Origin of the sequence: Chryseobacterium sp. Mn2064 (assembly GCF_049319685.1) — a bacterium.
GTDB lineage: Bacteria > Bacteroidota > Bacteroidia > Flavobacteriales > Weeksellaceae > Chryseobacterium.
This window is the reverse complement of the sequence record NZ_JBMOUE010000002.1, coordinates 827,300-851,664: the sequence shown is the minus strand read 5'-3', so window position 1 is coordinate 851,664 and position 24,365 is coordinate 827,300. Positions and strand designations below refer to the sequence as shown.

Here is a 24,365-nt window from a genome sequence, read left to right as displayed (position 1 = left end):
TATAGAACTAAGTTTAGAATGAAATATTTAAATAAAACAGTTTTTTCTTTTGCATTAGCCGGTATGGCAATTCTTTCAGGTAATGTAAGTGCTCAGTTTCTGGGAGGACACCGAATTAAAAGTGACGAAGAAGGACCCAAAGGGCAGTTTATGGTGTATGGGTCATTAGATTATTCTAAAATCACTACACCATCAAGCAGCAGCAGCACAGTTTCAAGTGCACCGCTGGGAGTAGGATACTTCATCAATAATAATGACCTTTTAGGAGTAAACTATGCCTATTCTCAAAATTCTGTTGATCACAATGTGGTTTATAAACAAAATGAAGCTGGAATCTGGTATAGCCCCTCATTAATGCTTGGGAAATACTTTGTACTGATTGGCCAGGTGGATGCTCACTATGTTTGGGGACAACAGCAGTCGGCAGCCGATGCAATGTATAACTTTAATGGGTTTCGTCTCCGTGCCTATCCTTTAATTGGAATCTTATTAGGCGGAGGTTGGGCTTTGAAATTCAAATTTGCAGAACTTTCCATGCTTCAGACCAAAACAAAAGAAGAAGGCTGGACGAAGAGCTATGTTGCAGGACTTAGCGGTTCAACATTCGGAGTAGGTATTTCTAAAAACATTGACTTCAGAAAAAAATCCAAAAATGATAATTAATCAAATCATAGGCAATCTATCTGAAAATCCTACAGAGAAAATTGTAGATTATCTCGACTTGGAATGGTTTGAAACCACCAAAAGAATTCAGCGTAAAAAAACCAGACAGGGAACCGATGTCGCCATCAAGTTTCTCAGAGAAGGTCAGCGTTTACGGGAAGGAGATATTCTCTTTGAGGATGCAGAAAAAATAATTGCGGTAAACGTTCTGGAAGCAGAAGCTATCGTGATGTCACCCGCTTCTTTGCTGGAAATGGGTACCGTATGTTATGAAATCGGAAACAAACATATTCCGCTCTTCATTCAGAATGATCAAGTATTGCTGCCTTTCGAAATGCCAATGTTCAGATGGCTGGAAGCAAGCGGTTTCAAGCCGGAAAAACAATCCGTAAAGCTGCTTAATCTTCTTAAATCTAATGTTGAACCTCACGGACATGGAAGTCTGGGATCCACAATATTTACGAAAATTTTAAAAATGGCTGCTCCAAAAGATGAATAATATAAACATTAATTTTCTGTCAGGGTTGCTTCATATGTCAGATCCTACACTTCCCATCGGAGGATATACCCATTCCAACGGACTTGAAACCTATGTGCAGGAAAGGATCGTACATAATGTGGAAACAGCAAAAGAGTTTGTTCAGAATATGCTTCAGTACAATCTTAAATACAATGACGGCGCTTTTGTAGCGTTGGCATATAAGGCTGCAGAGAATGGCGATTTAGAAACATTACTAAATCTGGATAACGAATGCAATTCCATAAAGTGCCCGAAAGAAATTCGCCAGGCTAGTCAAAAATTAGGCTTAAGGTTGATCAAGATTTTTAAAAGACGCGAAAACTTTCCTTTTATGGAAGCTTTTGAGAAAGCTGTTCAGAATAAAGAAGCAAACTCTCACTACTGTATCGTATTCGGAGTGTATGCTTACCTCATGAAAATTCCTTTGTATGAAGCCCTTTTAGGTTTCTACTATACTTCGGTGGCCGGTATGATCACCAATGCTGTAAAACTGGTTCCTCTTGGTCAGCTCGACGGGCAGGACATCCTGTTTTCCCTGTATCCTGTAATGGAAAAAACGGTCTGGGAAACCATAGAACTGGACAGAGATATGGTAGGGCTTTGTAATACCGCCTTTGATATCAGATGTATGCAGCACGAAAGACTTTATTCAAGGTTGTATATGTCTTAAAAAAATAAAAACAATAAAGGACGGAAAGGCGGAATGGTACAGAACAATAACATGGTAGATGAGATAAATGAATGGATGAATCTTTTAGCTGAATGAAACGTCTTTGCGACCTTAAAAATCTTAACAATCAAAAGAATCTTAGCGTTCATAGCGCTAAAAAAAATAAAATTAAAAAAAATGGAAAATAGAAAATACATAAAAGTAGGAGTTGCAGGCCCTGTAGGATCAGGAAAAACTGCATTATTGGAACGTTTAAGTAGAAAATTATTCGGAATCTATGATCTTGGGGTAATTACCAATGATATTTACACAAAAGAAGATGCGGAGTTTATGGCTAAAAACAGCCTTCTTCCTCACGACAGAATCATCGGGGTAGAAACGGGAGGATGTCCTCACACAGCCATTCGTGAAGATGCAAGTATGAACCTTGAAGCCGTTGATGAACTGGCTGCCCGTTTCCCTGATATCGAGCTGGTACTTATCGAAAGTGGAGGGGATAACCTTTCAGCAACTTTCAGCCCTGACCTTGCAGACGTTACTATTTTCATTATTGACGTTGCAGAAGGTGAGAAAATTCCTAGAAAAGGAGGACCTGGTATTACAAGATCAGACCTATTGATCATCAACAAAATTGACCTTGCCCCACACGTAGGAGCCAGCCTTGAAGTAATGGAGAATGACGCCAGAAGAATGAGAAAAGGAAATCCTTTTGTCTTCACCAACCTTAAAACCGATGAAGGATTGGATAAAGTAATCGGTTGGATCAAAAAATATGCTCTTTTAGAAGAAGTTGAAGAACCGAATTTAGTAAGATAGATGAATAGCCGTTTAAATATAATCGCAGGATTCAAGGGAGGAGAATCATATGTGAAAGATCTTTATGTCTCACTTCCCTTCAGAGTTGTTTCTGTAGGGCAGAGGAAAAGTGACAAAAAGCTCTATCAGATGGTGATGAGCTCCTCTCCGGGAATTCTGGATGGAGACCGCTACCACCTTGAAGTTGCCCTTGAAAAAGGAGCTTCCCTTCAGCTGCAGTCACAGTCCTATCAGAGGCTTTTCAATATGAAAGACAAAGCGGTTCAGGAGCTCAATGTAAACATGGAAGATAATACCTCTTTTGCCTACGTTCCGCATCCTATAGTTCCGCATGAAGATTCAAACTTTAAAAGTAAAGCCAATATTCATATCGGAAACAACAGTCAGATCATCATTAGTGAAATCATTACCTGTGGAAGAAAGCATTATGGAGAGGTTTTTAAACTGACACGTTTTCAGAATCTGATGGAAATTTACCATAACAATAAGCTGATTGTAAAAGATAATGTGGTGATTCAGCCGGATCTGATTCCTATCAGCAGTATTGGAAATCTGGAACAATATACCCACCAGGGAACGTTGATTTTCTACAGTACAAAAGAGAATGTAGATAAAACCGGATTGATTGAAGAGATTGTTGAAGCCGTAGCACAGCATCAGGAAGAAATGGAAGTGGGAGTTTCTGAAATGGAAGACAACGGTTTTGTGGTAAGAGCATTGGGGCATGGCGGAGAAATGATGTACAACTTCTTTCTGCACATTCAGGAAATGCTTTGGTCTCTGGAATAAAAAAGAAAAAGTTGGGAAGAAAGCCTTAACAAGGCCGGTAAAAATAATATTAAGTAAAAATGGACAGTACAGTTTGGGCACTTCTTTTAAGCGCCGTTTCAATAAGTTTTATACATACAGCGTCCGGACCAGATCATTATCTGCCGTTTATCGTGATCTCAAAATCTAAAAAATGGAGCGGGATGAAAACGGCCGTGTTAACAGTCGTTTGCGGTTTGGGGCACGTGTTGAGTTCTTTAATCTTAGGCTTCATTGGTGTTTTTTTGGGATGGCAGCTGAACAAAATTTCCTGGTTTCAGGATATAAGAGGTAATTTTTCCGGTTGGGCGCTGCTTATTTTCGGGGGAATTTACCTGATTTATGGAATTATCCAAGCTATTAGAAACAAACCTCACAAACATTTTGATGTAATGGGAGATGATGTGTATGTGTATGAACATAATCACAGCGAAATGGTAATGCCGCAAAAAAGAATAAAAGTAACTCCGCTTGTTCTTTTTATGATCTTTGTAATGGGACCAAGTGAACCTTTGATTCCTTTATTGTTTTATTCCGGAGTGAAGCATTCGATGTCTGAAATTGCAGTATTGGTTATTTCATTTACTGCAACTACAGTATTAACAATGTTGGGAATGGTACTTTTAGGACGCTACGGATATTCAACATTGTTCAATACAGATAAGATTGAAAGATATATGGGAGTGGTAAGTGGAGCTGTGGTAACAGTCTGTGGAGTCGGAATGGTCTTCCTGGGATGGTAAATATGAGTTTGAGAGTCAGCTTATTTGAGAGTGATAAAGACAGTGATTAAACATCTAGATTGCTATTCTTACAAATTATTGACAATTCACAATTCACTTGCAAAGCAAAATTGACCATTGTATGTAATACTAAACAGTCTATCATCTATACTTCTCTCGCCTAAATATCAACAGTCATTTAATACAATTAAAAAAACTATGAACGAATTTTTCAAAAAACTACCTTTTATAGATAACGTTTTAAAGGGAATAGGGCAAATTATGCTTCAGGAAAACAGATGGACCGGACTTTTGTTTCTGATAGGAATTTTCCTGGGTAGCTGGCAGTGCGGAGTAGCCGTGTTGTTGTCTACAGCAGCAGGAACTTTCACAGCGATGAAACTTCAATACAACAAGTCTGAAATCAATGCAGGATTATATGGCTTCAGCGCAGCATTAGTGGGTGTCGCTCTGTCTTTCTTATTCGAAACAACCCTATTGATCTGGATTCTGATCTTGATGGGGGGAGCATTAGCTGCTGTTATTCAACATTTCTTTATACAAAAAAAGATACCGGTATTTACATTTCCTTTTATCATTATTACCTGGGTGTTGGTATTTGGTCTGCATCATTTTACTCACATTCCGCCATCTGCATTATTAAGCTGTGAAGTAATTCCTACCAAATATGATGATCTTCTTGCCTGTACCAATGGTTTTGGCGAGGTGATATTCCAGGGTGGAGTGCTTTCGGGGGTGATCTTCTTTATTGCCGTTTTCATCAGTTCACCGGTTGCTGCTTTATATGGACTTGCTGCGTCTATCTTAGGGGCTGGATTATCACAAATGAATGGAGAGCCTATCAAGGAAATTCATATGGGATTATTCGGATTCAATGCGGTACTTTCTGCAATTGTATTCTCAGGCGTTAAAAAAACAGACGGTTTATGGGTCCTTATTGCAGTGATTATTACCATTGCAGTTGATGATTTTCTTGTTGATAACAATTGTCTGGGAGCCGTTGGAGGAGTATTTACCTTTCCGTTTGTGGTAGGAACGTGGATCACTCTTTTCATTCAAAAAGCAGTTCGCAAGTTAATAACAAGCGAGAACTAAAAATCTAATTTTCTAATCAGAATATAATTTATACTCAATAGTAAATAGTACGATTTACATTGTACAACATACATTTTACAAAACAAAAAATGAAAATAACAAAAATAGCAGCCATATTTCTGGCAATGGGTTTCAGTGGAAAAATGATGGCTCAGGAAGCCGAAAAAAAACTGCTAATAAAAGATGCAGACGATAAATTTCCCATAGCAGATGTTCTGATAAAATATGACCATGGGAATAATCATACTCACACAGCTGCAGACGGAACTTTTGCTATTCCTATAAAATCACTTCCCGATACTTTGGTGATCAACCGTCCGGGATATGATGAGGTAAAATGGGCAGTTACCAATGATGATGAACAGAATAAAACTATTTTTCTGCAACATAAGCCTTATCAGATCTCTGAAGTTGCCATCAATCACAGTTCATTCTTATCTGCAATTACCAAAGTTGACTTGAACAAATTTCCGGTCAATTCTGCGCAGGACCTGTTAAGAAAAGTTCCGGGATTATTTATTGCCCAGCACGCAGGGGGAGGGAAAGCCGAACAGCTCTTCCTGAGAGGATTTGATGCCGATCATGGGACGGACATAAGCGTGAATGTAGATGGTATGCCTGTAAATATTGTATCTCATGCTCACGGACAGGGATATTCTGATCTTCACTTTGTAATTCCTGAAACCGTTAATAATATTGACTTTGGAAAAGGATCCTATTATATGGATCGTGGAGATTTTAATACAGCCGGATATGTGGATTTCCAAACGTATAATGGATTGAAAAACAGTATGGTGAAACTGGAAGGTGGTTCTTTCAATTCTAAAAGAGTTTTGGGAATGTTCAATATTCTGCATGATGATCAGGGGAAAAAGAACGCCTACATTGCTGCAGAATACAACTATACAGACGGCCCTTTTGATGTGAAGCAGAACTTCAACAGAGTTAATATTTTCGGAAAGTACAATCAGTGGATTACCGATAAAGATTATTTTAATATTCAGTTTTCTACCTTCAACTCATCATGGAATGCTTCCGGGCAGATTCCTGAGCGCGCTGTAGACGAAGGAATTATCGGAAGATGGGGAAGTATAGACCCTACAGAAGGAGGAAAAACGTCCAGAACGAATGTTCAGATGAATTTCAAACACATTATTTCGTCTTCTGAACAGATTGATGCCATGGCTTTTTATTCTAAATATAACTTCAACCTGTACTCGGATTTCACTTTTTATTTAAAAGACAAAGATCATGGTGACGAAATTCAGCAGACTGATGGAAGAAATATTTACGGAACCGAAATCAAATATACCAAAACATTCTCCCTTCCCAACAGCTCTTTGAACTGGACATCTGGGGTTGGATTAAGAAATGATGATATTAATACATTACAGCTTAATCACGTTTACCATAGAGATCTTCTTTTGGAAAGATTATCAAATGTTACCGGAACAGAAACCAACCTTCATGCTTATACAGGCCTGGTATGGAAAACCGGAAACTGGACGATTAATCCTGCGTTGAGAGTTGATCATTTTATATTCAATATGCATAATCTTCTGGATGTTGAGCAATTACCTTCCGGACAATCAAAAGAAGCAACCAGAGTAAGCCCGAAACTTAACTTTTCCTACGCTCAGAATGATAATGTAATGTGGTTCCTGAAAACGGGGATGGGTTTCCACTCCAATGATCTGAGAGTAGTGGTTCCCAATAAAAACGAAAATACATTGCCTTATTCCATTGGAGCAGACTTCGGGGTAAGATTGCACCCATTCAAATCATTGATCATTACCCCAACATTATGGTATATGGATCTGCAACAGGAATTTGTATATGTAGGAGACGATGCGGTGGTGGAACCTTCCGGGAAATCGAGACGTTTCGGAGCAGATTTGGGAATCCGTTTCCAGCCGCTTGAAAACTTCTATCTGAATGCAGATGTTAATTATTCTCACGCTAGATTTATTGAGGAAGAAAAGGGGCAGGACTATGTTCCTCTGGCACCTGTCGTAACGAGTACAGGTTCTGTGAACTGGGATTTCCTTCATGGCTTTTCATTGGGGCTTCAGTACCGTTATTTGGGAGCGAGACCTGCTGTAGAAGACAACAGCATCAGAACAAAAGCTTACTTTGTGAATGATTTAATGCTTTCTTATAACCGTCAGAAGTGGGGTGCCAATATTCAGGTAAACAACCTTTTCAATGTAAAATGGAACGAAGCTCAGTTTGCTACAGAAACTCAATTGAAAGGAGAAGCAGAGCCTATTACAGATCTTACCTATACACCGGGAAGTCCTTTTGGAGTGAGAGTAGGAGTGTATTATAAATTTTAGATAGAAGAGTAAAAGAGTGAGAGAGTTTTAGAGTATAAAGATGGGAGGATAGAAATGCGGAATGTTTTTATTCTTTCACTCTTTCACCCCTTTTGCTTTAAAAATATTTTGTATAACTTTAAATAATCATAATATCGGATATGGAAGTATTATCCAATTTTCAATATAAGAAGCTTTTTCTTCCCAACATTACGGAGAAAATATTAGCCAATAATGCGGATATACAGCTTTATCGGATAGAGAACTATCTTAAAGGGATTCTGATGCCGGTTATTCCGTATCGTACGACTTTTAATTTTATTATTTTCGTTACCAATGGCCATATCAAACAGTATCTTGAAAATAAAGAATATCATGCAGAGAAAGGAGGCGTTATCTTTATCAAACAGGGAACAATAACGGCAACCGTAGAATTATCAGATGATATTGAAGGTTTTTTTCTGGCTTACGAAAATAACGTCTTGTCCGAACAGGAACTTCCCAAGCATAAAAGCAGCATCTTCTTTATGACTCCTTTCCTGAATCTAGACAGCCTGACGTATGGAACGATCACACAGTTGCTTCCGATTATGGAGCAGGAACTATGGCTGAATAATCTGAACATCAATGATGTGACAGTAACGATGCTTCATTTGATTTTAATTAAAATGCTGAGCACAGATTCAGATACGCACCACAAATCGGCCACACGTCCTATGGAGCTGTCTCTTCAGTTTCGGGATCTCCTGTTTAAATATCATGTTGCCGAAAAAAGAGTGGCTTTCTATGCAGACAAATTATCTGTTACAGAGAGTTATTTGAACAAATGTGTAAAAGGCGTTACTCAGAAATCTCCAAAACAATGGATCAACGAGATTGATATCAATTACAGTAAAGCATTACTGCATTCCAGTAAAGACATTGCAGAGATCGCCTATGAACTGAATTTTCACACCGCCTCACATTTTACGCAGCTTTTCAAAAAGATTGCAGGAATTACTCCAAAAGAATACAGAATTCAGTTTTCTAACAACCGAATTCCGGTGTAATGGAAAAATAGAAAAAAATGAACGTTGAATAGACGCTTCAACAGTAATGAGAGATGGGACAATTTAGATGATCTGTCTCTTTATTACATTCTTTCATTTTCAAGAATTTTCAGGACAAGCTTCTCTTCTTTGGTCAGATCAGATTTGCCGTCATTTTCTTCAATCATTTCCAGCTCATCAAAATATTTTTGAATGGTGTTATTTTCGTAAAGGTTGATCACGAGAGGATGAACGTAATATTTTCTGCAGACGGTACTGGTATTTCCAAGGTGTTCCGCTACAATATCCAGGGCTTCTTTTACTTTCTTCTTATATTCGGAATTATTTTCAGCATGTCCTATTTCTTTAAAAGCAATCAGTGCATTTACAGTGCCGGACCAGGTTCTGAAATCTTTTGCAGTAAAATCTTCATTGCTTATTTCTTTGATATAATCGTTTACCATTCCGGAATCTATAGAATGACGGGTTCCTTCCTCATCAAAATATTGAAACAGCTCCTTACCGGGAATATCTTTACATTTTTGAACCAGTCTTGCCAGTCTTTTGCTGCGGAGATCTACATGATGCATGACTCCCTTTTTTCCTTTAAAGGAGAATGTGATTTTTTGCCCTTTTACCTCTACGTGCTTATCTTTTAAAGTGGTGAGTCCGAAAGAACCATACAGTTTTTCATAAATAGTATTGCCAATACGGATATTGGTTCTCTGCATCAAACTTACAATTAATGCCAGGAGCTTTCTTTTTTCAAAGTTTCTTAAGGCAAGGTCTTTTTCCACCTGAAGGCGTATATCAGGAAGCGCATACCCAAACTGAAGCATTCTGTAAAATTTGGTATGATTTCTCAGAGCGTTCCATAAAGAATGATAGCGGTACTGCTTTCTCTTTTTTACATCAAAACCAGTCGCCTGAAGATGCCCGTTTTCCAAAGCACAGATCCATACATTTTCCCAGGCTGGAGGAATCACCAGTTTATTGATTCTGGCAATTTCTTCTTTATCCTTTATTTTTTCTCCATCCTTATAATAAGAATACTTTTTACCGTTTTTCTTGCGAATGATTCCGGGCGTTTCCGCATCGGTGGTATATACAAGATGTACCGCCTTTGCAGAAGCCTCGGGATCTTTCATAATTTTAACAATTTTTGCAGGTTTTAAATGAGAAATGATCTCTACCTCTGTATTCTTCTCCATAAGACATGGTTAAGAGTTTTTACCCTTCGAAAAAATCAGTAAAAGAATCACTACAATTACACAGACTAAGAAGATTCCCCACCACATTCCTGCTTTAAAAATTGTTCCTACTGCTTCGCAGCTTGTTAAAGTCAACAAACTGAATATCGTAATACTGTACAAGCTCCATTTTTTCATAGTTTGATGTTTTGATTGATTGGTTATACTCTAAGTCGGTCTGCTCTCCAGTTTTTGATGGATCTTTTGATTTCGTCCCCCGAAATATTCTCATGAAGAGCTCTGTACAAAAGTTCTTTGAATTCATCATCATAGGTAAATCTTAATGCTGCAATCTGGTCAAATCTTAATTTCTCAGCAGTTTCATCAGATCTAATATTGAAAATTTCAAAATACCGCTGTTTAAATTCAAGGATAATCATACGGTTTTGAAGTCCCAATGCATAATGCTGTCTTGTCATCAATGCCAGATAAAATAGCAGAAAAATGACAATAGAAAAAAGTATCCAGGTTACCTTTTGTTCGGGATCATTTCCAATTTTATAGATTCCGAATATCTCCAGTACAATTAATAAAGGAAGATAAATAAAGTGATGAGGTGGATAAAATTTCCTGTGATTTTTGTAATTCTGTTGTTTCATACTGTAAAAATACAGCAATAACCTTTCCAATTTTTATTATTTTGATAATAAAATCTCATTTGTGGTATATTTTAGATGTTTTTAAAAGCTGTTTTGTAGGTATGTTTTTAAGATAAGATTATTTTGGTTTTATTTTAATATTTTACCTTTTCTATAGGTTATTTTTGAAAGAAATTACTGTGTAAAACCTCCTGTCAGATATAGAAGCGGTGATTTCAGAAGGATTTCAGTACAATAGAGATCGTATTAATGTTTAACAGCATTTATATTGAAAAATAAGGACCTGATTTCACCCGTAGACATCAAATTTTTCGTAACTTTCGGTGTTTAAAAAAGAAAAGAATGACTTCAAAGGAAAAAGTGGCTGCACTTCGTGAAGAAATGCAGAAAAATAATGTTGATGCATTTATCGTATATTCTGCAGATCCGCATATGAGTGAGTACCTTCCTGAAGAATGGCAGGAAAGAGCATGGCTGTCCGGATTCTTAGGTTCAGCCGGTTTTGTGGTAGTTACCAAAGATAAAGCCGGACTTTGGACAGACGGAAGATACTTTACCCAGGCTGCTATCGAACTGGAAGGATCAGGAATCTATCTTTTCAAAGACGGAATGGAAGGAACCCCCAATTATATCGATTGGATTATTTCTGAGATTCCTGCCGGAGGTAAAGTGGCTGTAAATGCTTTAGCTGCTTCTAATGCCAACTGGGAACTGCTTTCTCAAAAATTAAACTCAAAAAATATTACCCTTATAGATTTTCCGCTTTTAAAAGAAGTCTGGAAAGAAAGAGGAACTCCCTCAACTAACCCTATCTACGTACATCCTGTAGAAAGAGCAGGTAAATCTGTAGCAGATAAAATTGCTGCAATACGTCAGAAAATGGAAGAACAGGAAGCTACCATTCATATTATTTCAAGTTTGGATGATGTTGCTTGGACTTCCAATCTTAGAGGAAGTGATGTAGACTGTAACCCTGTATTTTTAGGATATATCGTAATCACTAAAAATGATGCTGTTCTGTTTACAGGATTAGAAAAGCTGGAAGTGGAAGCCAGAAAACAGATGGATGATTCTTTCGTGAAAATGATGCCTTACGAAGAGTTCTACAATTACCTGAAAGCTTTTAAAAATGAAAAAGTATTGGTTTCTCCAAACAGCAACCAACAAATTTTTGAAACATTAAAAGCAGACAATCAGTTTATTAAAGCTCCGGTTCCGGGAAATCTAATGAAAGCTCAGAAAAATGAAGCTGAATTGGAAGGTTTTAGAACGGTAATGGTAAGAGACGGTGTTGCCATGGTGAAATTTCTTTACTGGTTAACTCACAATGCAGGAAAAGAAGCCATGAACGAATATTCGATCGGTGAGAAGCTGAGAGGTTTCCGTGCTCAAGGAGAGAATTTTGTGGGCGAAAGTTTCGGTTCTATCATTGGGTATAAAGATAATGGAGCCATTATGCACTATTCTGCCAAAGAAGAAGGAAGCAAAGAAGTTACCAATGAAGCGACCATCTTAGTAGATTCAGGAGGTCAGTATTTGGAAGGAACTACAGATATTACAAGAACTTTTGCATTAGGTACTCCTTCTGAAGAGTTCAAAAGAAACTCTACATTAGTATTGCAGGGCCTGATCCGTTTATCGATGGTGAAATTCCCGAAAGGAACCAAAGGGGTGCACTTAGACGCAATTGCAAGACTTCCGTTATGGATGGAAGGCAAAGACTTCAACCACGGAACAGGACATGGAGTAGGAAGCTTCATGAACGTTCACGAAGGGCCGCAAAACATCAGAAAAGATATGAATCCTCAGGATCTTCTTCCGGGAATGGTATGTTCCAACGAACCTGGATACTACCTTGAAGGACAGTACGGAATCCGTCATGAGAACCTAATTGCTGTAAAAGAAGCAGAAAAAACAATCCATGGAACATTCTATGAATTTGAAACCCTTACATTCTGCCCATTCTTTAAAGATACCGTTGTGAAGGAAATTCTATCGGAAACAGAAATCGCATGGTTAAACAATTATCATAAAATCTGCGAAGAAAAAATAGCTCCTTATCTGGAAGGAGAAGTTAAAGAATGGTTCTTACAACTTGTAAGCCCACTTTAATAGAAAAGAAAGTCAATAAATAGAAACCGATTGATTATCAGTTCTTAAATATTGTACTTTAAACAGTAAACAAAATAATTGTTAGATAAACTATAAAGTCCTGTAAGTATCACTTGCAGGGCTTTTTTATGTACACTACCGTATTTTTACGGATAAATTTATAGGGATTCCCCTGAGGCGTTGCCGACAGACTGTACTTATCTTTGTACCAACACAAAATCATTCATATCTTCATATATAACTTAGTAAATTCAAAGCGGTAATCATCTCGTCCTGAGATGATTTTTTTTATTTATTTTCGCTGAATGTAATTCGATTTCATGGAACACGATTATTTTAGAAGCTTTAACCTCTTTTCAGAAGACGAAATTGAAGCTTTCCTACAACTATTTGAACTCAGAAAAATAAATAAAAATGATTATTTCATACAGGAAGGCGAACGCTGCAAAGAAGTTGCCTTTATAAAATCGGGAATATTCCGGTCTTTCTATATTTCTGACAAAGGAAAAGATATGACGTATTGTTTCAGATTTCCCAATCAAATGATTGCTGCTTATTCTTCATTTATTTCAGGAGCTCCCAGTAAAGAAAATATGCAGGCCATTCATGATGCAGAACTCATGGTTCTTCGAAAAGAATCGGTAGATCAACTGACACAAAACAGCCTCAATTGGACCCGTTTCTTAAAAATGATTGCGGAGCAGGAATATCTTGAGCTGGAAACCCGATTCTTTCAGCTTCAGAGAGACAGCGCAGCTCAGAGATATAGTGCCCTTTTGGAGAACTATCCTGATTATATTCGTAATATTCCATTACAATATCTGGCTTCTTATTTAGGAATTACTCAAAGACATCTCAGCAGAATCAGAAAAGAAATTACTTTTTAGACATTTGTCCTGCCCTTAGGATTTGTGGCTCTATACTTTTGTAAAAAAAATATATGAAACACAATATTCTTATAATTGGAGGAAACGGTTTGGTAGGGAGAACAATTTCCCGCATTTTACAAACCAGAAATCCACATATTTCGGTTTTTATCGGTGGAAGAAAAGGAGGGAAAACAGATAACGATCTAAAAATTGATGTTACCAATCCAGATACTTTTAGATCCATTACCGATAAGAAAATAGACCTCATTATTCTTTCTGTTAATGATCGGGAAGATCACATTCTTCGTTTTGCCATTCATCATAAAATCGACTATCTTGATATCACCAAACCAACTCCGGCATTAGTAAAAGCATATTCGATAGCCGGAAAGTCAGACATTCACAGCCGGATTGTATTCAGCTCCGGATGGATGGGAGGGATTGTACCGGGACTGGTAAACGCCATTTCAAACGATGGAGCACATATTAAAGAAACAGGTCTTTTTGTATATTATTCTGTAAAAGATTTAGCAGGGGAGAGCTCGGCGCATTTTATGGCAGAAAATGTGGCTGTTCCTTTTCACCGTTACCAAAATGACCAACCGGTTTCTATCAGACACTTCTTAAATACAGAAACTTTTGATTTTTCCTTTGGAATAGGAAAGAGGCAGGCTTACAACTTTGATGTTCCGGATCTTTATATTCTCAATCACATTGAGAGGATCCCAAATGTAGGTGTAAAAATGACGTATAACTCAAAGTTTATTACCTGGCTGCTGGGGAGTTTTCAGTATTTGAGGATTTTCAATATTTTATCATTAAAAGAGAGGAAAATGATTTTTGGTTCCAGTGGAAATGGAGATCAATCTGTTTTTGAAATCGTAGTAAAAGATCAGTCGGGATCTAAAAAGCTAAGTCTGCAGAGTACCAAAGGTCAGGCTGAACTTACCGCTTTATCGGCAGTTATACACGCAGAAGAATTAATGAGAAATCCTCATGAAAATAAAGTTTATTTCAGCCACCAGCTGCATGAACCATTATCTTTAATGGCCCAACTGAATGCCTACGATACGATTAATATTAAAGTGACATCATGAAAAAAATAGCCATCATTAATGGACATCCTAATAAAGATTCTTTCAACTTTGGGATTGCAGAAGCTTATAAGAAGGGGGCATTAGAATCAGGAGCGGAAATAAGGGAAATTGTTATTGCAGATCTTATATTTAACGCTAACCTTGAATTTGGATATCAAAAAATAATGGAGCTGGAACCTGATCTGATCAAAGCCCAGAAAATTATTCAGTGGGCAGATCATCTGATTTGGATACATCCTGTATGGTGGGGAGGGCTACCGGCCATAGCCAAAGGTTTTGTTGATCGCCTTTTTTTACCTGGTTTCGCTTATAAATACAGAAAAGATTCATTGTGGTGGGACAAGCTTTTGAAAGGAAAAACCGCACATATCATCACAACTTTAGATCAGCCCGGATGGTATTACCGCCTTATGTACGGAAGACCAAGTGTCAATCAGTTGAAAAAATCAATTTTGGAATTCTGTGGAATAAAACCTGTGAAGGTAACCTATATCGGAATTATTAAAACTTCTGATGAAAAACAGAGGCATAAATGGCTGGAAAAGGTAAGAAAACTTGGTCAAAAACAGAAATAAAGACAGGAAGTAGGAGGGAGGATTAAATGGTTTCCTTCCTCTGCATTCCTTTTCTTAATCCTATAATCCTCTTTTTCCCTCTATCCAATAGGCCTGAGATTTGATGCATTTTGGGGAAACACCTCTTGCTTTCAGAAATTTTCTGAAGAGCGACATGCGTTCTCCATTTCCTGTAAGATAAAAAACGGCCTCATCATTATGAATGGCTTCATTTTCTTCATTCAGAAAATCGTTTAAGGCTTCTATCATTCTCATAGTATTGTTTTTAGGACTGTGATAACCATATAAATTTAACGTTTCCAGGGCAAGAATTTCTTCCAATTCATGCAGACATATAAATGTCCCTTTATTCTGATCTACAGCTTCCTTGATGGAAAGAGAACTTCCCAGTGAGGTTTCATCTCCTATGGAAAAGTGAATTTTTGCATTGTGCTCGTAGAATCGTTTCCCTCTCGGCATCAGGATCTTTACGGAACTTCCTACAGACAGTTGCACCACAAAATTACTTCCCGCGGCTGCAACATCATGAAGATGAAATATAATATCAAAAGTACCTTCTTCTTTATTAAAATTGAAAGGAGAATAATTACGAAAATCCCTGTCGTTCACTCTTATTCCTATGGCGTAAGTCGGCTCGTAGGAGGTATCCTGCAAATCTGTAGCAAAACGTACACGAAGGAGATCTGGAGTGATATTTTCTATATGGGTAACAGTACAATCTTTGAATTTTGAAGACCAGACATTTTCTACCGTGTCATTGATCCATTTTGGTAAACTTGGCATAAATAATTTTATTGCAAAGGAAGCTTCAAAATTGAAATACCACCATAGCGGTATCGGGGAATTGATTGGACTATTCGTGGTTTACCTTCTGTTTTTTATTTTGACTTCGAAATTCCGATGGCGACTTATTTTCAAGTTTTGAAAACAACCGTGTAAAGTAAGTATGATCACCATACCCCAGTTCATAAGCAATTTCTTTTACCGTAAGATTCGTAAAGGCCAGCAAACGTTTGGCTTCTATTAATACTTCCTGATGAATCCAGTGTTGTGCAGGCTTTCCTGTTATTTCACGAATGACCTCAGTAAGATAGCCTCTTGTAATATTTAGAATTTCTGCATATTCTGATGGACTTTTCAGGGTTCTGAATTGCTTTCTTACCAAGATTCTGAATGCTCTTGACAGTTGTAAAGCACGGCTTTCCTCTGAAATTTCAATGTTATTTTCATTAGTATACATAAAGGAAAACATTCCCAATAATGTATTGAGCAGAGATTGTATGATCCAAAATCCCTGCTTTGAAGAAAACATTTCATCTGTATAAGAAGAATAGAGTGTACTGGCTGTGGTATGTAGGTGCAGCATCTTGTTTTTATCTGCCATTAGAGGTTGTATCTCTATCAGGGTTTCTTCAAAAACAGAACGCACGATATCCGGAACAAGATCAGATTTTACCGCGACAAACCATCCTGAAACATTTTCCATCACGAGCCCTTGATGTACCTGACCTGGTAATACACAGAAAATAGTGGGACCTTCAGCTTCAACAGTTTTAAAATCAACCATCATTTTCACATAGCCACTTTCCATACAGGTAAAAATGTAGTGACTGTCTCTATGGATTCCTTTATCCAAAAGCATATCGTCTGCGCCACGGGTTCGCTTTTCCATTCTTTCGATAAAAAAACGGTGTTTTGAAATGCCACTTAAGTCATAGGTAGGAATAGTCTGCTTCATTTCTAAGCATTTTTTGCAAATCTATACTATATTTTTAAGAGAATGGTTTTATCATAACCTCTTTATTCAAATTTAAAATAGTAATGATCTGTGTGTTGATTGATGATAAATACCTAATGACAGAATTACGTATTTCTACGGTATTATATTCAAAAGATAAGTTCGACATTTGCACCGTAATAATAAGATAATCAATAAGGTCCAAATTTTTATATGAATATACATCAAAATCCGGAACAGCGTGAATGCTGTTCCGGGTTTTATTTTAGTAGATAAACTGAAGGTACATCTTAATATTCTGTACTAAAAAATAAGGCTATCCATTCCTGTCAGAAATGTATTTGCTTTATAGAATAAAGTATTTTACTACTAAAAAGCTGTAAATTAGTCCCAGAATTAATTAAAAATCCTTCTTTTTAGAATAATATCATGTCTAAGCTAAAAGCGGCAAGAGAACAGAAAAGCCTGACCCAGGAAGAACTATCAGAAAAGTCTAAAATTTCTGTAAGAACCATTCAACGGATAGAATCAGGAACGGAACCTAAGGGACATACCCTTAAAGCATTGGCAAAAGCATTGGATGTTGAAGAATCTTCACTCCAAGAGAGTAGTTTTTCTAGAGAAAATCCTGTTGAAATAGAAAAGGTAGAAAATCCAGATCAGAAAGAAGAGAAGGCTGAGATCAATTATTTCAGTATTAAAATGATCAATCTTTCTTCATTACTATTCGTTATCCTTCCTCCGCTCAATATTTTGGTTCCGCTTTTTTTGATGTTTAAAATGAAACAGAATAATTCTCTGGCCCGACAGATTATTTCGGTTCAGATGATGTGGACGGCTATGGCTCCCATTGTTTTTATGCTAGGGATATTTTTAAAGCTTGGGAGACAGTTTACTTTGATGATTATAATCCTGATTATACTCTCCAATGTATTCATCATTCTTCGTAATGCCGCCGAAATAGATCGTAAGAAAAAACTGTATTTTAGTCTGAAATTCAGCATGATATAAAATGTGTCAGGTTGTTGTCGGGTTTTTGTCGGGGCAATTTTTCGTTGAAAATCGATAAGAATCCGAATCTTTGTCAAAAAATAACAATGACAAAGTCTGAACATTTTATCCTCTCTTTTTTTATGTTGTTCTTTGGGGTAATTCATGCCCAAACAGAAAAAACAGATCCCCTTTATAAAACAATAATGTTGAAAGACAGCCTGCTTTTTTCGGTGGGTTACAACACCTGCAATGTGATACAGATGGAAAGTCTGCTGAGCGACAATTTTGAATTTTATCATGATAAAGGAGGTTTTGCAGATAAAAAGAAATTTATAGCTGATGTTAAAAACGGACTGTGTAAATCTCCGGAAACTTATCAGGTAAAAAGAAATCTGATTAAGAAAAGCACCGAGATCTATCCTATGTATAAAGACGGAAAAATATATGCAGCCATTCAGAACGGAGACCATGAGTTTTACGAAAAAATAGAAAAACAAGCCGAAAAACTGGTCGGAGAAGCCCAATTTACCCATCTGTGGATATTGGAAAATGGAGAATGGAAACTTAAAAACTCACTGAGCTTTAATCATCACCCAAAACAAACCACCGATAGTGAAACGATGTTTGATAATGATCTGGCCATGGAAAACTGGCTGAAAGAAAATAAAGTTCCTACTATTGGGCTAGGAATTATTGAAGAAGGAAAGCTGAAGGAAGTTAAAGTGTTCGGAGACCTCCAAAAGGGGATTTCCGCTCCTCAGAATACCTTGTTCAATGTAGCTTCTCTTACCAAGCCCGTTACCGCTATGGTAGCTTTACGCCTGATCAGCTTAGGAAAATGGAAACTTGATGAACCTCTTGATTCCTATTGGATAGATCCGGATATCGCTAACGATCCAAGACATAAAAAATTGACAACCAGAATAATTTTGAGTCATCAGACAGGTTTTCCTAATTGGAGATCGATGAATAAAGGCAAAAAACTGAATTTCGAGTTTGATCCCGGTACAAAATATCAGTATTCAGGAGAAGGATTTGAATACCTGAGAAAAGCACTTGAAAAGAAATTTCAAAAACCATTGGAACAATTGGCCAGAGAACTTGTCTTTCAACCTCTTGGGATGAAAGATACCCAGTATATCTGGGATCAAAATACAGATGAAAAAAGATTTGCTATTGGATATAACACGGAATTGCAACCTTATCCTCTGGAGAAGAATACAGAAGCCAATGCCGCTGATGATCTGCATACTACCATTTCAGATTACGGAAACTTTATGGTAAACGTAATGAAAGGGAAAAATCTGAAGCCCGAAGTGCTTAGGGAAATGATCCATAAGCAGGTAAAAACTAAAGAAAATAAGTATTTCGGACTTGGTTTTGAAATCTATGATCTTGGTAACGGAGAATATGCATTATCTCATGGAGGAGCAGATCAAGGGACAAGATGTATTGCCATTGTATTGCCAAACTCCGGAAAAGGAATAGTCATTTTTACCAATGTCGATGACGGTTATAAAGTCTATGAAAAGCTGGTTATTCACTATTTGGGTGAACAGGGAAAGAAAATTGTCGAAATAGAAACTAAATGATTTGATAATGCTCTGAAAAAGATATTTTCTGCCATAATCAATGTGTATCTTTGAGCGATTTTAAGCCTGAATGTATAAATAATTTCTACTGTATGCTTTTAGAAAAATTACTTGAAGAATTTAATGTAGACATCAATACCTTTACTCGGGAAGAGTCTGAACTGTTTGATCAGTATTTTGAAAGAATTCTGGTCAGGAAAAATACATTCCTTATTCAGGAAGGAGAAATAGAAAAGTATAGTTATTTTGTGTTTGACGGACTGTTAAGGTGCTGGATTGTTAATCATAAAGGCGAAGAACAGACGTTCTGGTTTTGTAAAAATGGTACATTTTCGTTGTCAAATATCTCGTTTACATTACAGCAAAAATCAACTTTTAACGTACAAACCATTGTGGACAGTGTTCTGTATCGGATCGACAAAGACAAAACCGCTGAATTGTATTCTGCTATTCCCGGATTAAAAACTGTTTTTGAAGATTTAACAGCCATTTTGTTGAATAAGATACTGAACAGAAATATCGATCTGATTAAATATTCTTCCGAGCAGTATTACCTGCAGATGATTGCTGAATACGGGATTATATTAAATTATATACCGTTAAAAGATATCGCCTCTTATTTGGGAATAACGCCACAGGCACTGAGCAGAATACGCAAACGTATTTTTTAACCTGGGTTCAGTGTTTCAGGTAAATAAGTTCTCACCTTTGTGCTCCTGAATTTACAATTATGATCAAAGAAATTAAGATATCAGATTACCAGCGTTTGGTGGAAATCTGGGAGAGCGCAGTGTCGAATACCCATTATTTTCTAAAAGAAGAAGACTTTGTATACTATAAAAAGCAACTTCCTGTATATTTTCAGCATGTGGCTTTAATAGGATTTGAACAGAACAATATTTTAATAGGATTTGCGGGCGTTGCAGAAGGAAATCTTGAAATGTTGTTTGTTCATAACGATTACCGGGGAACCGGAATAGGAAAGAGATTGATAGAATATACCATATCAGATTTACAGGTAACAAAGGTAGATGTGAACGAACAAAATACCCAGGCTGTTGATTTTTACAAACATATCGGTTTCATCGTTTTGCAGAGATCTGAACTGGATGGAGAAGGTAAAGAATATCCCATTCTTCACATGCAGTTGTAACAGCAAACGAGGCAAATTGTTTTAAGCAGCACAGAAATAAGCGTATAAAATCAAAATCCCTGCTTTCAGAATAAAAGAAAGCAGGGATTATTTTTATGGATAAAATATCTATTTTACCTTTTCTAACAGATACAGTTTCGCTCCCGAAAATCCAAGCTTAGGCATCAGATTTCCTTCCAGAACCATTGTTTTGCTGTTGACATCAACCACCGAAATATAATTGTTGGAGTTGTATTCTATATAATTTTCCTTTTCTTTAGTGACCGGATTTTTACCAAATTCCATAGAATATTTTACCCAGTCTTCCTTATCCGAACTGCAGTGTACCGGTTTGAATTTAGATTTTTTAGCTTTGAAAATTATTTGATCAAAACTACCTTCCGTACAATCTGAAGTAAATGAACCGTCCGGATTTTGATCTTTTGAGAAATCTTCGAAAGAACCTTTATAAACGCCTACTACTTTCCAAGTACCGTCCAAACGGTCTTCATCAATCTTTCCCTTGGCTTTGCTTACAGCCCAGCTGATTCCATTGACAGTTCCCTTTACAGCTTTATAACTTAGATTTACCGCTCCTGAAACTACTTTTGTAGCCGTTCTTACCACACAGGAATGGAGAACAAATGCAGCCGAAGCCAGCAATACTATTTTTTTCATTATGTCAAATTTTGTACGAAGATAATATTTATTTTAAACAGATAATTAAACTATTCTAAAAGGGATCGAATGGGTTTAAAATATAAAATTACCTTTGCTAAAAGAATAAAAATGCCTTTTGAACAGTTCCTATTAACAGAAAAATTAAGAGAAAGAACTTCTGATTTCTTCATTTCAAAGCCTGAAATCACTGAAGTTATTTTCAATAAAGATGAGATTGTTCTTACTCTTATCAGGAAACAGAAAATAGAAATACAGGATTTTACATCGTTTATCATTGCGGCGATGGGAGCTTCAGGTTCGGATGAATGGGAGATGCAGAATTCAAATATTGTGTTGATAGATAAGGAAAGAATGTTTCAGAAGATAAATGACTTTCAACAGCTCTGGAAGCTTAATTTAGGAATGGAAACTTATATCAACGGAGAAATTCAGTATGTCTATGAAATGATGATTGAACCTGAGAAGCCGCGGTATGATAGTGAAATTAGCTTTATTATTGAAACCGATTGCTCTTTTATTTATTTTTTTACCAATCATTTTTATTATTAAAAAAATCTTCAGGTATTGGGAAAATAAGGTATTTTACTTTTCGTCAAAATATTTTTTAAGATCAGAAATATTTTTGATATGCAGATCATCAGCCTGTTCTTTGCGCATCATTAAAGCATAAGAATTATTAAAACCTAAAGGTTTCAGCCATCGAATACCGTATTTCTTCTCAAATTCCAGGTTCACATACTGATAGGTTGTATCGGAGTTTTGAGTAACACTTTTGATCGTCTGCGCAGTAGGTTTTAAGAGAACAAGAAGCCCGGTTCCCGTATATTCAGGATAAAAATCGATGGCATCATTCATGAGGGCATCAAAACATATTTTGGTTCCTCCCAAACCCGTTTTGGTTTCTACTTTATAGTTCGTATATCCTTCAATAAGCATTCTGTACATTTCTGTGAGAATATATTGTTCCCCAAAGATTTTTGAACCAATCCGAACCTTTTCTGAGCTGCTTTTTCGGGGAGTTTTATAAAGATTATTTCTGATTAAAAAATCTTTCGCAATTTTTTCCGGGGTTTGATGGAGATAATCGGATCTGTAGTTCAAATCCGTCATAATAGAATCATTGAATTTTCCGGCTAACAGATCTAAGGTTTTTTCCAATTCAGGAAACTTTTCAAGAGTTTTGCTTTTGATGATGGGAGCCGCAAAATAAGGCGGAAATATGTTTTTATCATCTTCCAGTACATAAAGATCAAAAGCTTTAATTCTGCCGTCGGTAGAATATCCGCTGATCAGATCCAGTTCTTTTTCATATGCCGCTTTATACATGATGGCATCACTTACCACCAGAGGGTTTACATTGATTCCATACACCATCCTCAAACCGATATCACCGTCTTGTCTTCCCATAAATTCAGGAGTAAATCCTGCTTTAATAGCACGGTGTGAAATAAAGGTTCCTATATAAAAGCCTCCTGCTATAATAAGAAGAATTGGCAATACATACTTGAGTTTTTGAAACAGCCGGTATCCTGATTTCTGTATAAGAGCAATGATCTGATCCAGCAAAATAGCAAGCAACGCTGCAGGAATAGCACCTGCCAGAATCATATTGGTATTGTTGAGAGAAATTCCGCCAAAGATAAACTCTCCCAAACCTCCTGCGGCCACAAAAGATGCTAAAGTAGCTACTCCAACATTAATCACTGCCGCAGTTCTGATCCCAGCAATAATTACAGGCATAGCCAAAGGAAGTTTTACTTTGAAAAGAAGTTGTTTTCTGTTCATTCCCATTGCTTTAGCAGCTTCAATTACTACCGGATCTACACCTGTAATTCCTGTATAGGTATTTCTTATGATGGGTAAAAGAGCGTAGATCAATAAGGCCGCAATAGCGGGTTGAGGACCAATTCCAAAAGCAGGAATCATGAAGCCCAATAAAGCAATGCTGGGAATCGTCTGTAAAATTCCGGCAATTCCGAGTACGGGTCCGGAAAGTTTTCTTTTTCTCGAAATCATTATCCCTAAAGGAACCCCGACAATAATTGCCAGAAACAGAGAAAAAAGTGTCAACCCAAGATGCTGAATGATCTGGGTGAGTAGTTTTTCATGCTGTTCTACAATAAACTGCCAAAGACTCTGCTGCGTCATACCACCTGTAGTTTTCTATAATGATTAAAAGCTTTTACCATATTTTCATAAGCATCAGCATTGTGATGATCTGTACTCAGTTTCTGTAAAATACTCCAGATACTTGTCTCGTTTGTATATGCTAAGCCAACCGGTAATTCGTCAATGCTAAGAAAGGGAATGATATCTTCGAAGATGGCTACTTTATATTCCAATAACAGTCTACTTTCAGCAAAAAAGTCGCGAACAAAATTATTTTTAGGCTGATAAAGCATTTCTTTGGGAGTTCCGGTCTGTATAATCTGTCCCTGATCCATCAGACAAATTCTATGTCCCAATTCGAAAGCTTCCTGTACATCGTGGGTAACGAGTAGTATTGTTTTATTTTTAAGTTCTTCAAGAGATTTAAATTCAGAATGGATATCCGCCTTGGTAATATTATCTAGAGCTCCAAAAGGTTCATCCATCAGTAAAACAGGAGTGTCAGCAATCAAAGCTCTGGCAATACCGACCCGTTGCTGTTGTCCGCCACTTAATTCACTGGGAAATTGGGTGAGAATTTCTTCAGAAAGATGAAGTTTCTCTAAAAGTTCATAGGTTCTTCTTTGGGTTTCTTTTTTGTCCCATTTCAGCAATTCAGGAACTACGGAAATATTCTGTCGAATTGTATAATGAGGAAATAAACCTGAATGCTGCATCACAAAACCGATTCCCATCCGCAGTTCTTCCGGTTTCTGCTCACGAATGTTTTTACCGTTAATGAGAATATTTCCAGAATCCGCTTCTATCAGACGGTTGATCATTTTAAGCGTCGTTGTTTTACCACAGCCGCTGGTTCCTAATAGCACAAAAATTTCCTGATCATAAGCCTGAAAAGAAATATGATCTACTGCAATTTTTCCGTTAAAACGTTTTGAAACTGATTCAACTGTAATCATCGGCA

26 protein-coding genes are annotated in these 24,365 nt (G+C 37.0%); 18 read left to right on the top strand and 8 right to left on the bottom strand.

Annotated elements, in window-relative coordinates; all coding sequences use genetic code 11:
• Positions 1 to 18 precede the first annotated feature (18 nt).
• The 9 genes from ACL9RH_RS10910 to ACL9RH_RS10870 all read left to right on the top strand — a co-directional run bounded on the left by ACL9RH_RS10910 (position 19) and on the right by ACL9RH_RS10870 (position 8,678).
• Positions 19 to 663, top strand: coding sequence for a hypothetical protein (locus tag ACL9RH_RS10910; protein WP_422693391.1), 645 nt, complete (start codon positions 19 to 21; stop codon positions 661 to 663).
• Positions 653 to 1,162, top strand: a complete 510-nt coding sequence (gene ureE, locus ACL9RH_RS10905; RefSeq protein WP_422693390.1) for an urease accessory protein UreE — start codon at positions 653 to 655, stop codon at positions 1,160 to 1,162. The genes ACL9RH_RS10910 and ureE overlap by 11 nt, the downstream gene beginning before the upstream one ends.
• The gene (locus ACL9RH_RS10900; protein WP_422693389.1) at positions 1,155 to 1,853 is read left to right on the top strand and encodes an urease accessory protein UreF; all 699 of its coding nucleotides are present in this window, start codon (positions 1,155 to 1,157) and stop codon (positions 1,851 to 1,853) included. Before ureE ends, ACL9RH_RS10900 begins: the two co-directional genes overlap by 8 nt.
• Before the next feature lie 177 nt (positions 1,854 to 2,030).
• On the top strand, positions 2,031 to 2,669 hold the full coding sequence (ureG, locus tag ACL9RH_RS10895; protein WP_422693388.1) for an urease accessory protein UreG: 639 nt from the start codon (positions 2,031 to 2,033) through the stop codon (positions 2,667 to 2,669).
• A complete protein-coding gene (locus tag ACL9RH_RS10890) occupies positions 2,670 to 3,458 on the top strand; it encodes an urease accessory protein UreD (RefSeq protein WP_422693387.1) in 789 nt (262 codons plus the stop codon). It begins immediately after the preceding gene.
• A 59-nt stretch (positions 3,459 to 3,517) separates the two neighbouring features.
• Entirely contained in the window at positions 3,518 to 4,219 is a 702-nt protein-coding gene (locus tag ACL9RH_RS10885) for a hypothetical protein (protein WP_422693386.1), read from the top strand.
• Positions 4,220 to 4,417: 198 nt separating this feature from the next.
• Positions 4,418 to 5,314, top strand: a complete 897-nt coding sequence (locus ACL9RH_RS10880; protein WP_422693385.1) for an urea transporter — start codon at positions 4,418 to 4,420, stop codon at positions 5,312 to 5,314.
• Positions 5,315 to 5,403: 89 nt separating this feature from the next.
• Positions 5,404 to 7,650 (top strand): TonB-dependent receptor, encoded by a 2,247-nt coding sequence (locus tag ACL9RH_RS10875; RefSeq protein WP_422693384.1) that lies wholly within the window; start codon positions 5,404 to 5,406, stop codon positions 7,648 to 7,650.
• 140 nt (positions 7,651 to 7,790) lie between these two features.
• Positions 7,791 to 8,678, top strand: a complete 888-nt coding sequence (locus ACL9RH_RS10870) for a helix-turn-helix domain-containing protein (protein WP_422693383.1) — start codon at positions 7,791 to 7,793, stop codon at positions 8,676 to 8,678.
• An 83-nt stretch (positions 8,679 to 8,761) separates the two neighbouring features.
• Here ACL9RH_RS10870 and ACL9RH_RS10865 read toward each other — a convergent pair whose 3' ends face one another.
• The 3 genes from ACL9RH_RS10865 to ACL9RH_RS10855 are packed head-to-tail and all read right to left on the bottom strand — an operon-like array spanning position 8,762 to position 10,506.
• On the bottom strand, positions 8,762 to 9,868 hold the full coding sequence (locus tag ACL9RH_RS10865) for a DNA topoisomerase IB (RefSeq protein WP_422693382.1): 1,107 nt from the start codon (positions 9,866 to 9,868) through the stop codon (positions 8,762 to 8,764).
• Between the two features lie 9 nt (positions 9,869 to 9,877).
• Complete coding sequence (locus ACL9RH_RS10860; protein WP_422693381.1) at positions 9,878 to 10,045, bottom strand: phosphatidate cytidylyltransferase; 168 nt, start codon at positions 10,043 to 10,045, stop codon at positions 9,878 to 9,880.
• A gap of 23 nt (positions 10,046 to 10,068) precedes the next feature.
• Positions 10,069 to 10,506 carry a DUF6526 family protein gene (locus ACL9RH_RS10855; RefSeq protein ID WP_422693380.1) on the bottom strand — a complete coding sequence of 146 codons (438 nt, stop codon included), beginning with the start codon at positions 10,504 to 10,506 and terminating at the stop codon, positions 10,069 to 10,071.
• Positions 10,507 to 10,848: 342 nt separating this feature from the next.
• Between ACL9RH_RS10855 and ACL9RH_RS10850 the strand changes: the two genes are divergently transcribed.
• The 4 genes from ACL9RH_RS10850 to ACL9RH_RS10835 all read left to right on the top strand — a co-directional run bounded on the left by ACL9RH_RS10850 (position 10,849) and on the right by ACL9RH_RS10835 (position 15,159).
• A complete protein-coding gene (locus ACL9RH_RS10850) occupies positions 10,849 to 12,618 on the top strand; it encodes an aminopeptidase P family protein (RefSeq protein WP_422693379.1) in 1,770 nt (589 codons plus the stop codon).
• 320 nt (positions 12,619 to 12,938) lie between these two features.
• Positions 12,939 to 13,505 (top strand): Crp/Fnr family transcriptional regulator, encoded by a 567-nt coding sequence (locus ACL9RH_RS10845; protein ID WP_422693378.1) that lies wholly within the window; start codon positions 12,939 to 12,941, stop codon positions 13,503 to 13,505.
• A 53-nt stretch (positions 13,506 to 13,558) separates the two neighbouring features.
• A complete protein-coding gene (locus ACL9RH_RS10840; RefSeq protein ID WP_422693377.1) occupies positions 13,559 to 14,584 on the top strand; it encodes a saccharopine dehydrogenase in 1,026 nt (341 codons plus the stop codon).
• Positions 14,581 to 15,159: an NAD(P)H-dependent oxidoreductase gene (locus tag ACL9RH_RS10835; protein WP_422693376.1), complete on the top strand. Its 579-nt coding sequence runs from the start codon at positions 14,581 to 14,583 to the stop codon at positions 15,157 to 15,159. Before ACL9RH_RS10840 ends, ACL9RH_RS10835 begins: the two co-directional genes overlap by 4 nt.
• 60 nt (positions 15,160 to 15,219) lie before the next feature.
• On the opposite strand, the gene ACL9RH_RS10830 is transcribed toward ACL9RH_RS10835, so the two are convergent.
• Positions 15,220 to 15,942 (bottom strand): siderophore-interacting protein, encoded by a 723-nt coding sequence (locus tag ACL9RH_RS10830; RefSeq protein ID WP_422693375.1) that lies wholly within the window; start codon positions 15,940 to 15,942, stop codon positions 15,220 to 15,222.
• Positions 15,943 to 16,012: 70 nt separating this feature from the next.
• Positions 16,013 to 16,897: a helix-turn-helix domain-containing protein gene (locus tag ACL9RH_RS10825; protein WP_422693374.1), complete on the bottom strand. Its 885-nt coding sequence runs from the start codon at positions 16,895 to 16,897 to the stop codon at positions 16,013 to 16,015.
• 429 nt (positions 16,898 to 17,326) lie between these two features.
• On the opposite strand from ACL9RH_RS10825, the gene ACL9RH_RS10820 reads away from it, so the two are divergent.
• The 4 genes from ACL9RH_RS10820 to ACL9RH_RS10805 all read left to right on the top strand — a co-directional run bounded on the left by ACL9RH_RS10820 (position 17,327) and on the right by ACL9RH_RS10805 (position 20,635).
• Entirely contained in the window at positions 17,327 to 17,908 is a 582-nt protein-coding gene (locus ACL9RH_RS10820) for a helix-turn-helix domain-containing protein (RefSeq protein WP_422693373.1), read from the top strand.
• Positions 17,909 to 17,994: 86 nt separating this feature from the next.
• Positions 17,995 to 19,482 carry a serine hydrolase gene (locus tag ACL9RH_RS10815; protein ID WP_422693372.1) on the top strand — a complete coding sequence of 496 codons (1,488 nt, stop codon included), beginning with the start codon at positions 17,995 to 17,997 and terminating at the stop codon, positions 19,480 to 19,482.
• A 92-nt stretch (positions 19,483 to 19,574) separates the two neighbouring features.
• Positions 19,575 to 20,153 carry a Crp/Fnr family transcriptional regulator gene (locus ACL9RH_RS10810; protein WP_422693371.1) on the top strand — a complete coding sequence of 193 codons (579 nt, stop codon included), beginning with the start codon at positions 19,575 to 19,577 and terminating at the stop codon, positions 20,151 to 20,153.
• A 59-nt stretch (positions 20,154 to 20,212) separates the two neighbouring features.
• The gene (locus tag ACL9RH_RS10805) at positions 20,213 to 20,635 is read left to right on the top strand and encodes a GNAT family N-acetyltransferase (protein ID WP_422693370.1); all 423 of its coding nucleotides are present in this window, start codon (positions 20,213 to 20,215) and stop codon (positions 20,633 to 20,635) included.
• A gap of 108 nt (positions 20,636 to 20,743) precedes the next feature.
• Here the strand turns inward: ACL9RH_RS10805 and ACL9RH_RS10800 are convergent, their stop codons facing one another.
• Entirely contained in the window at positions 20,744 to 21,292 is a 549-nt protein-coding gene (locus tag ACL9RH_RS10800) for a hypothetical protein (RefSeq protein WP_422693369.1), read from the bottom strand.
• 69 nt (positions 21,293 to 21,361) lie between these two features.
• Here ACL9RH_RS10800 and ACL9RH_RS10795 point away from each other — a divergent pair, with 69 nt between their 5' ends.
• Positions 21,362 to 21,844, top strand: coding sequence for a hypothetical protein (locus ACL9RH_RS10795; RefSeq protein WP_422693368.1), 483 nt, complete (start codon positions 21,362 to 21,364; stop codon positions 21,842 to 21,844).
• A gap of 33 nt (positions 21,845 to 21,877) precedes the next feature.
• Here the strand turns inward: ACL9RH_RS10795 and ACL9RH_RS10790 are convergent, their stop codons facing one another.
• Together ACL9RH_RS10790 and ACL9RH_RS10785 are read right to left on the bottom strand one after the other, a co-directional pair.
• Positions 21,878 to 23,443, bottom strand: coding sequence for an ABC transporter permease/substrate-binding protein (locus tag ACL9RH_RS10790; RefSeq protein WP_422693367.1), 1,566 nt, complete (start codon positions 23,441 to 23,443; stop codon positions 21,878 to 21,880).
• A complete protein-coding gene (locus tag ACL9RH_RS10785) occupies positions 23,440 to 24,360 on the bottom strand; it encodes an ABC transporter ATP-binding protein (RefSeq protein WP_422693366.1) in 921 nt (306 codons plus the stop codon). The genes ACL9RH_RS10790 and ACL9RH_RS10785 overlap by 4 nt, the downstream gene beginning before the upstream one ends.
• Positions 24,361 to 24,365: the final 5 nt, after the last annotated feature.

Bases quoted from the DNA above. Each gene is read 5' to 3' on its own strand.
- ACL9RH_RS10900 (WP_422693389.1), top strand. From the start codon at position 1,155: ATGAATAATATAAACATTAATTTTCTGTCAGGGTTGCTTCATATGTCA.
- ACL9RH_RS10890 (WP_422693387.1), top strand. From the start codon at position 2,670: ATGAATAGCCGTTTAAATATAATCGCAGGATTCAAGGGAGGAGAATCA.
- ureG (WP_422693388.1), top strand. From the start codon at position 2,031: ATGGAAAATAGAAAATACATAAAAGTAGGAGTTGCAGGCCCTGTAGGA.
- ACL9RH_RS10795 (WP_422693368.1), top strand. From the start codon at position 21,362: ATGGGTTTAAAATATAAAATTACCTTTGCTAAAAGAATAAAAATGCCT.
- ACL9RH_RS10790 (WP_422693367.1), bottom strand. From the start codon at position 23,443: ATGACGCAGCAGAGTCTTTGGCAGTTTATTGTAGAACAGCATGAAAAA.
- ACL9RH_RS10910 (WP_422693391.1), top strand. From the start codon at position 19: ATGAAATATTTAAATAAAACAGTTTTTTCTTTTGCATTAGCCGGTATG.
- ACL9RH_RS10860 (WP_422693381.1), bottom strand. From the start codon at position 10,045: ATGAAAAAATGGAGCTTGTACAGTATTACGATATTCAGTTTGTTGACT.
- ACL9RH_RS10810 (WP_422693371.1), top strand. From the start codon at position 19,575: ATGCTTTTAGAAAAATTACTTGAAGAATTTAATGTAGACATCAATACC.
- ACL9RH_RS10835 (WP_422693376.1), top strand. From the start codon at position 14,581: ATGAAAAAAATAGCCATCATTAATGGACATCCTAATAAAGATTCTTTC.
- ACL9RH_RS10880 (WP_422693385.1), top strand. From the start codon at position 4,418: ATGAACGAATTTTTCAAAAAACTACCTTTTATAGATAACGTTTTAAAG.
- ACL9RH_RS10840 (WP_422693377.1), top strand. From the start codon at position 13,559: ATGAAACACAATATTCTTATAATTGGAGGAAACGGTTTGGTAGGGAGA.
- ACL9RH_RS10865 (WP_422693382.1), bottom strand. From the start codon at position 9,868: ATGGAGAAGAATACAGAGGTAGAGATCATTTCTCATTTAAAACCTGCA.
- ACL9RH_RS10805 (WP_422693370.1), top strand. From the start codon at position 20,213: ATGATCAAAGAAATTAAGATATCAGATTACCAGCGTTTGGTGGAAATC.
- ureE (WP_422693390.1), top strand. From the start codon at position 653: ATGATAATTAATCAAATCATAGGCAATCTATCTGAAAATCCTACAGAG.
- ACL9RH_RS10830 (WP_422693375.1), bottom strand. From the start codon at position 15,942: ATGCCAAGTTTACCAAAATGGATCAATGACACGGTAGAAAATGTCTGG.
- ACL9RH_RS10785 (WP_422693366.1), bottom strand. From the start codon at position 24,360: ATGATTACAGTTGAATCAGTTTCAAAACGTTTTAACGGAAAAATTGCA.
- ACL9RH_RS10870 (WP_422693383.1), top strand. From the start codon at position 7,791: ATGGAAGTATTATCCAATTTTCAATATAAGAAGCTTTTTCTTCCCAAC.
- ACL9RH_RS10800 (WP_422693369.1), bottom strand. From the start codon at position 21,292: ATGAAAAAAATAGTATTGCTGGCTTCGGCTGCATTTGTTCTCCATTCC.
- ACL9RH_RS10820 (WP_422693373.1), top strand. From the start codon at position 17,327: ATGTCTAAGCTAAAAGCGGCAAGAGAACAGAAAAGCCTGACCCAGGAA.
- ACL9RH_RS10845 (WP_422693378.1), top strand. From the start codon at position 12,939: ATGGAACACGATTATTTTAGAAGCTTTAACCTCTTTTCAGAAGACGAA.
- ACL9RH_RS10875 (WP_422693384.1), top strand. From the start codon at position 5,404: ATGAAAATAACAAAAATAGCAGCCATATTTCTGGCAATGGGTTTCAGT.
- ACL9RH_RS10815 (WP_422693372.1), top strand. From the start codon at position 17,995: ATGACAAAGTCTGAACATTTTATCCTCTCTTTTTTTATGTTGTTCTTT.
- ACL9RH_RS10825 (WP_422693374.1), bottom strand. From the start codon at position 16,897: ATGAAGCAGACTATTCCTACCTATGACTTAAGTGGCATTTCAAAACAC.
- ACL9RH_RS10855 (WP_422693380.1), bottom strand. From the start codon at position 10,506: ATGAAACAACAGAATTACAAAAATCACAGGAAATTTTATCCACCTCAT.
- ACL9RH_RS10885 (WP_422693386.1), top strand. From the start codon at position 3,518: ATGGACAGTACAGTTTGGGCACTTCTTTTAAGCGCCGTTTCAATAAGT.
- ACL9RH_RS10850 (WP_422693379.1), top strand. From the start codon at position 10,849: ATGACTTCAAAGGAAAAAGTGGCTGCACTTCGTGAAGAAATGCAGAAA.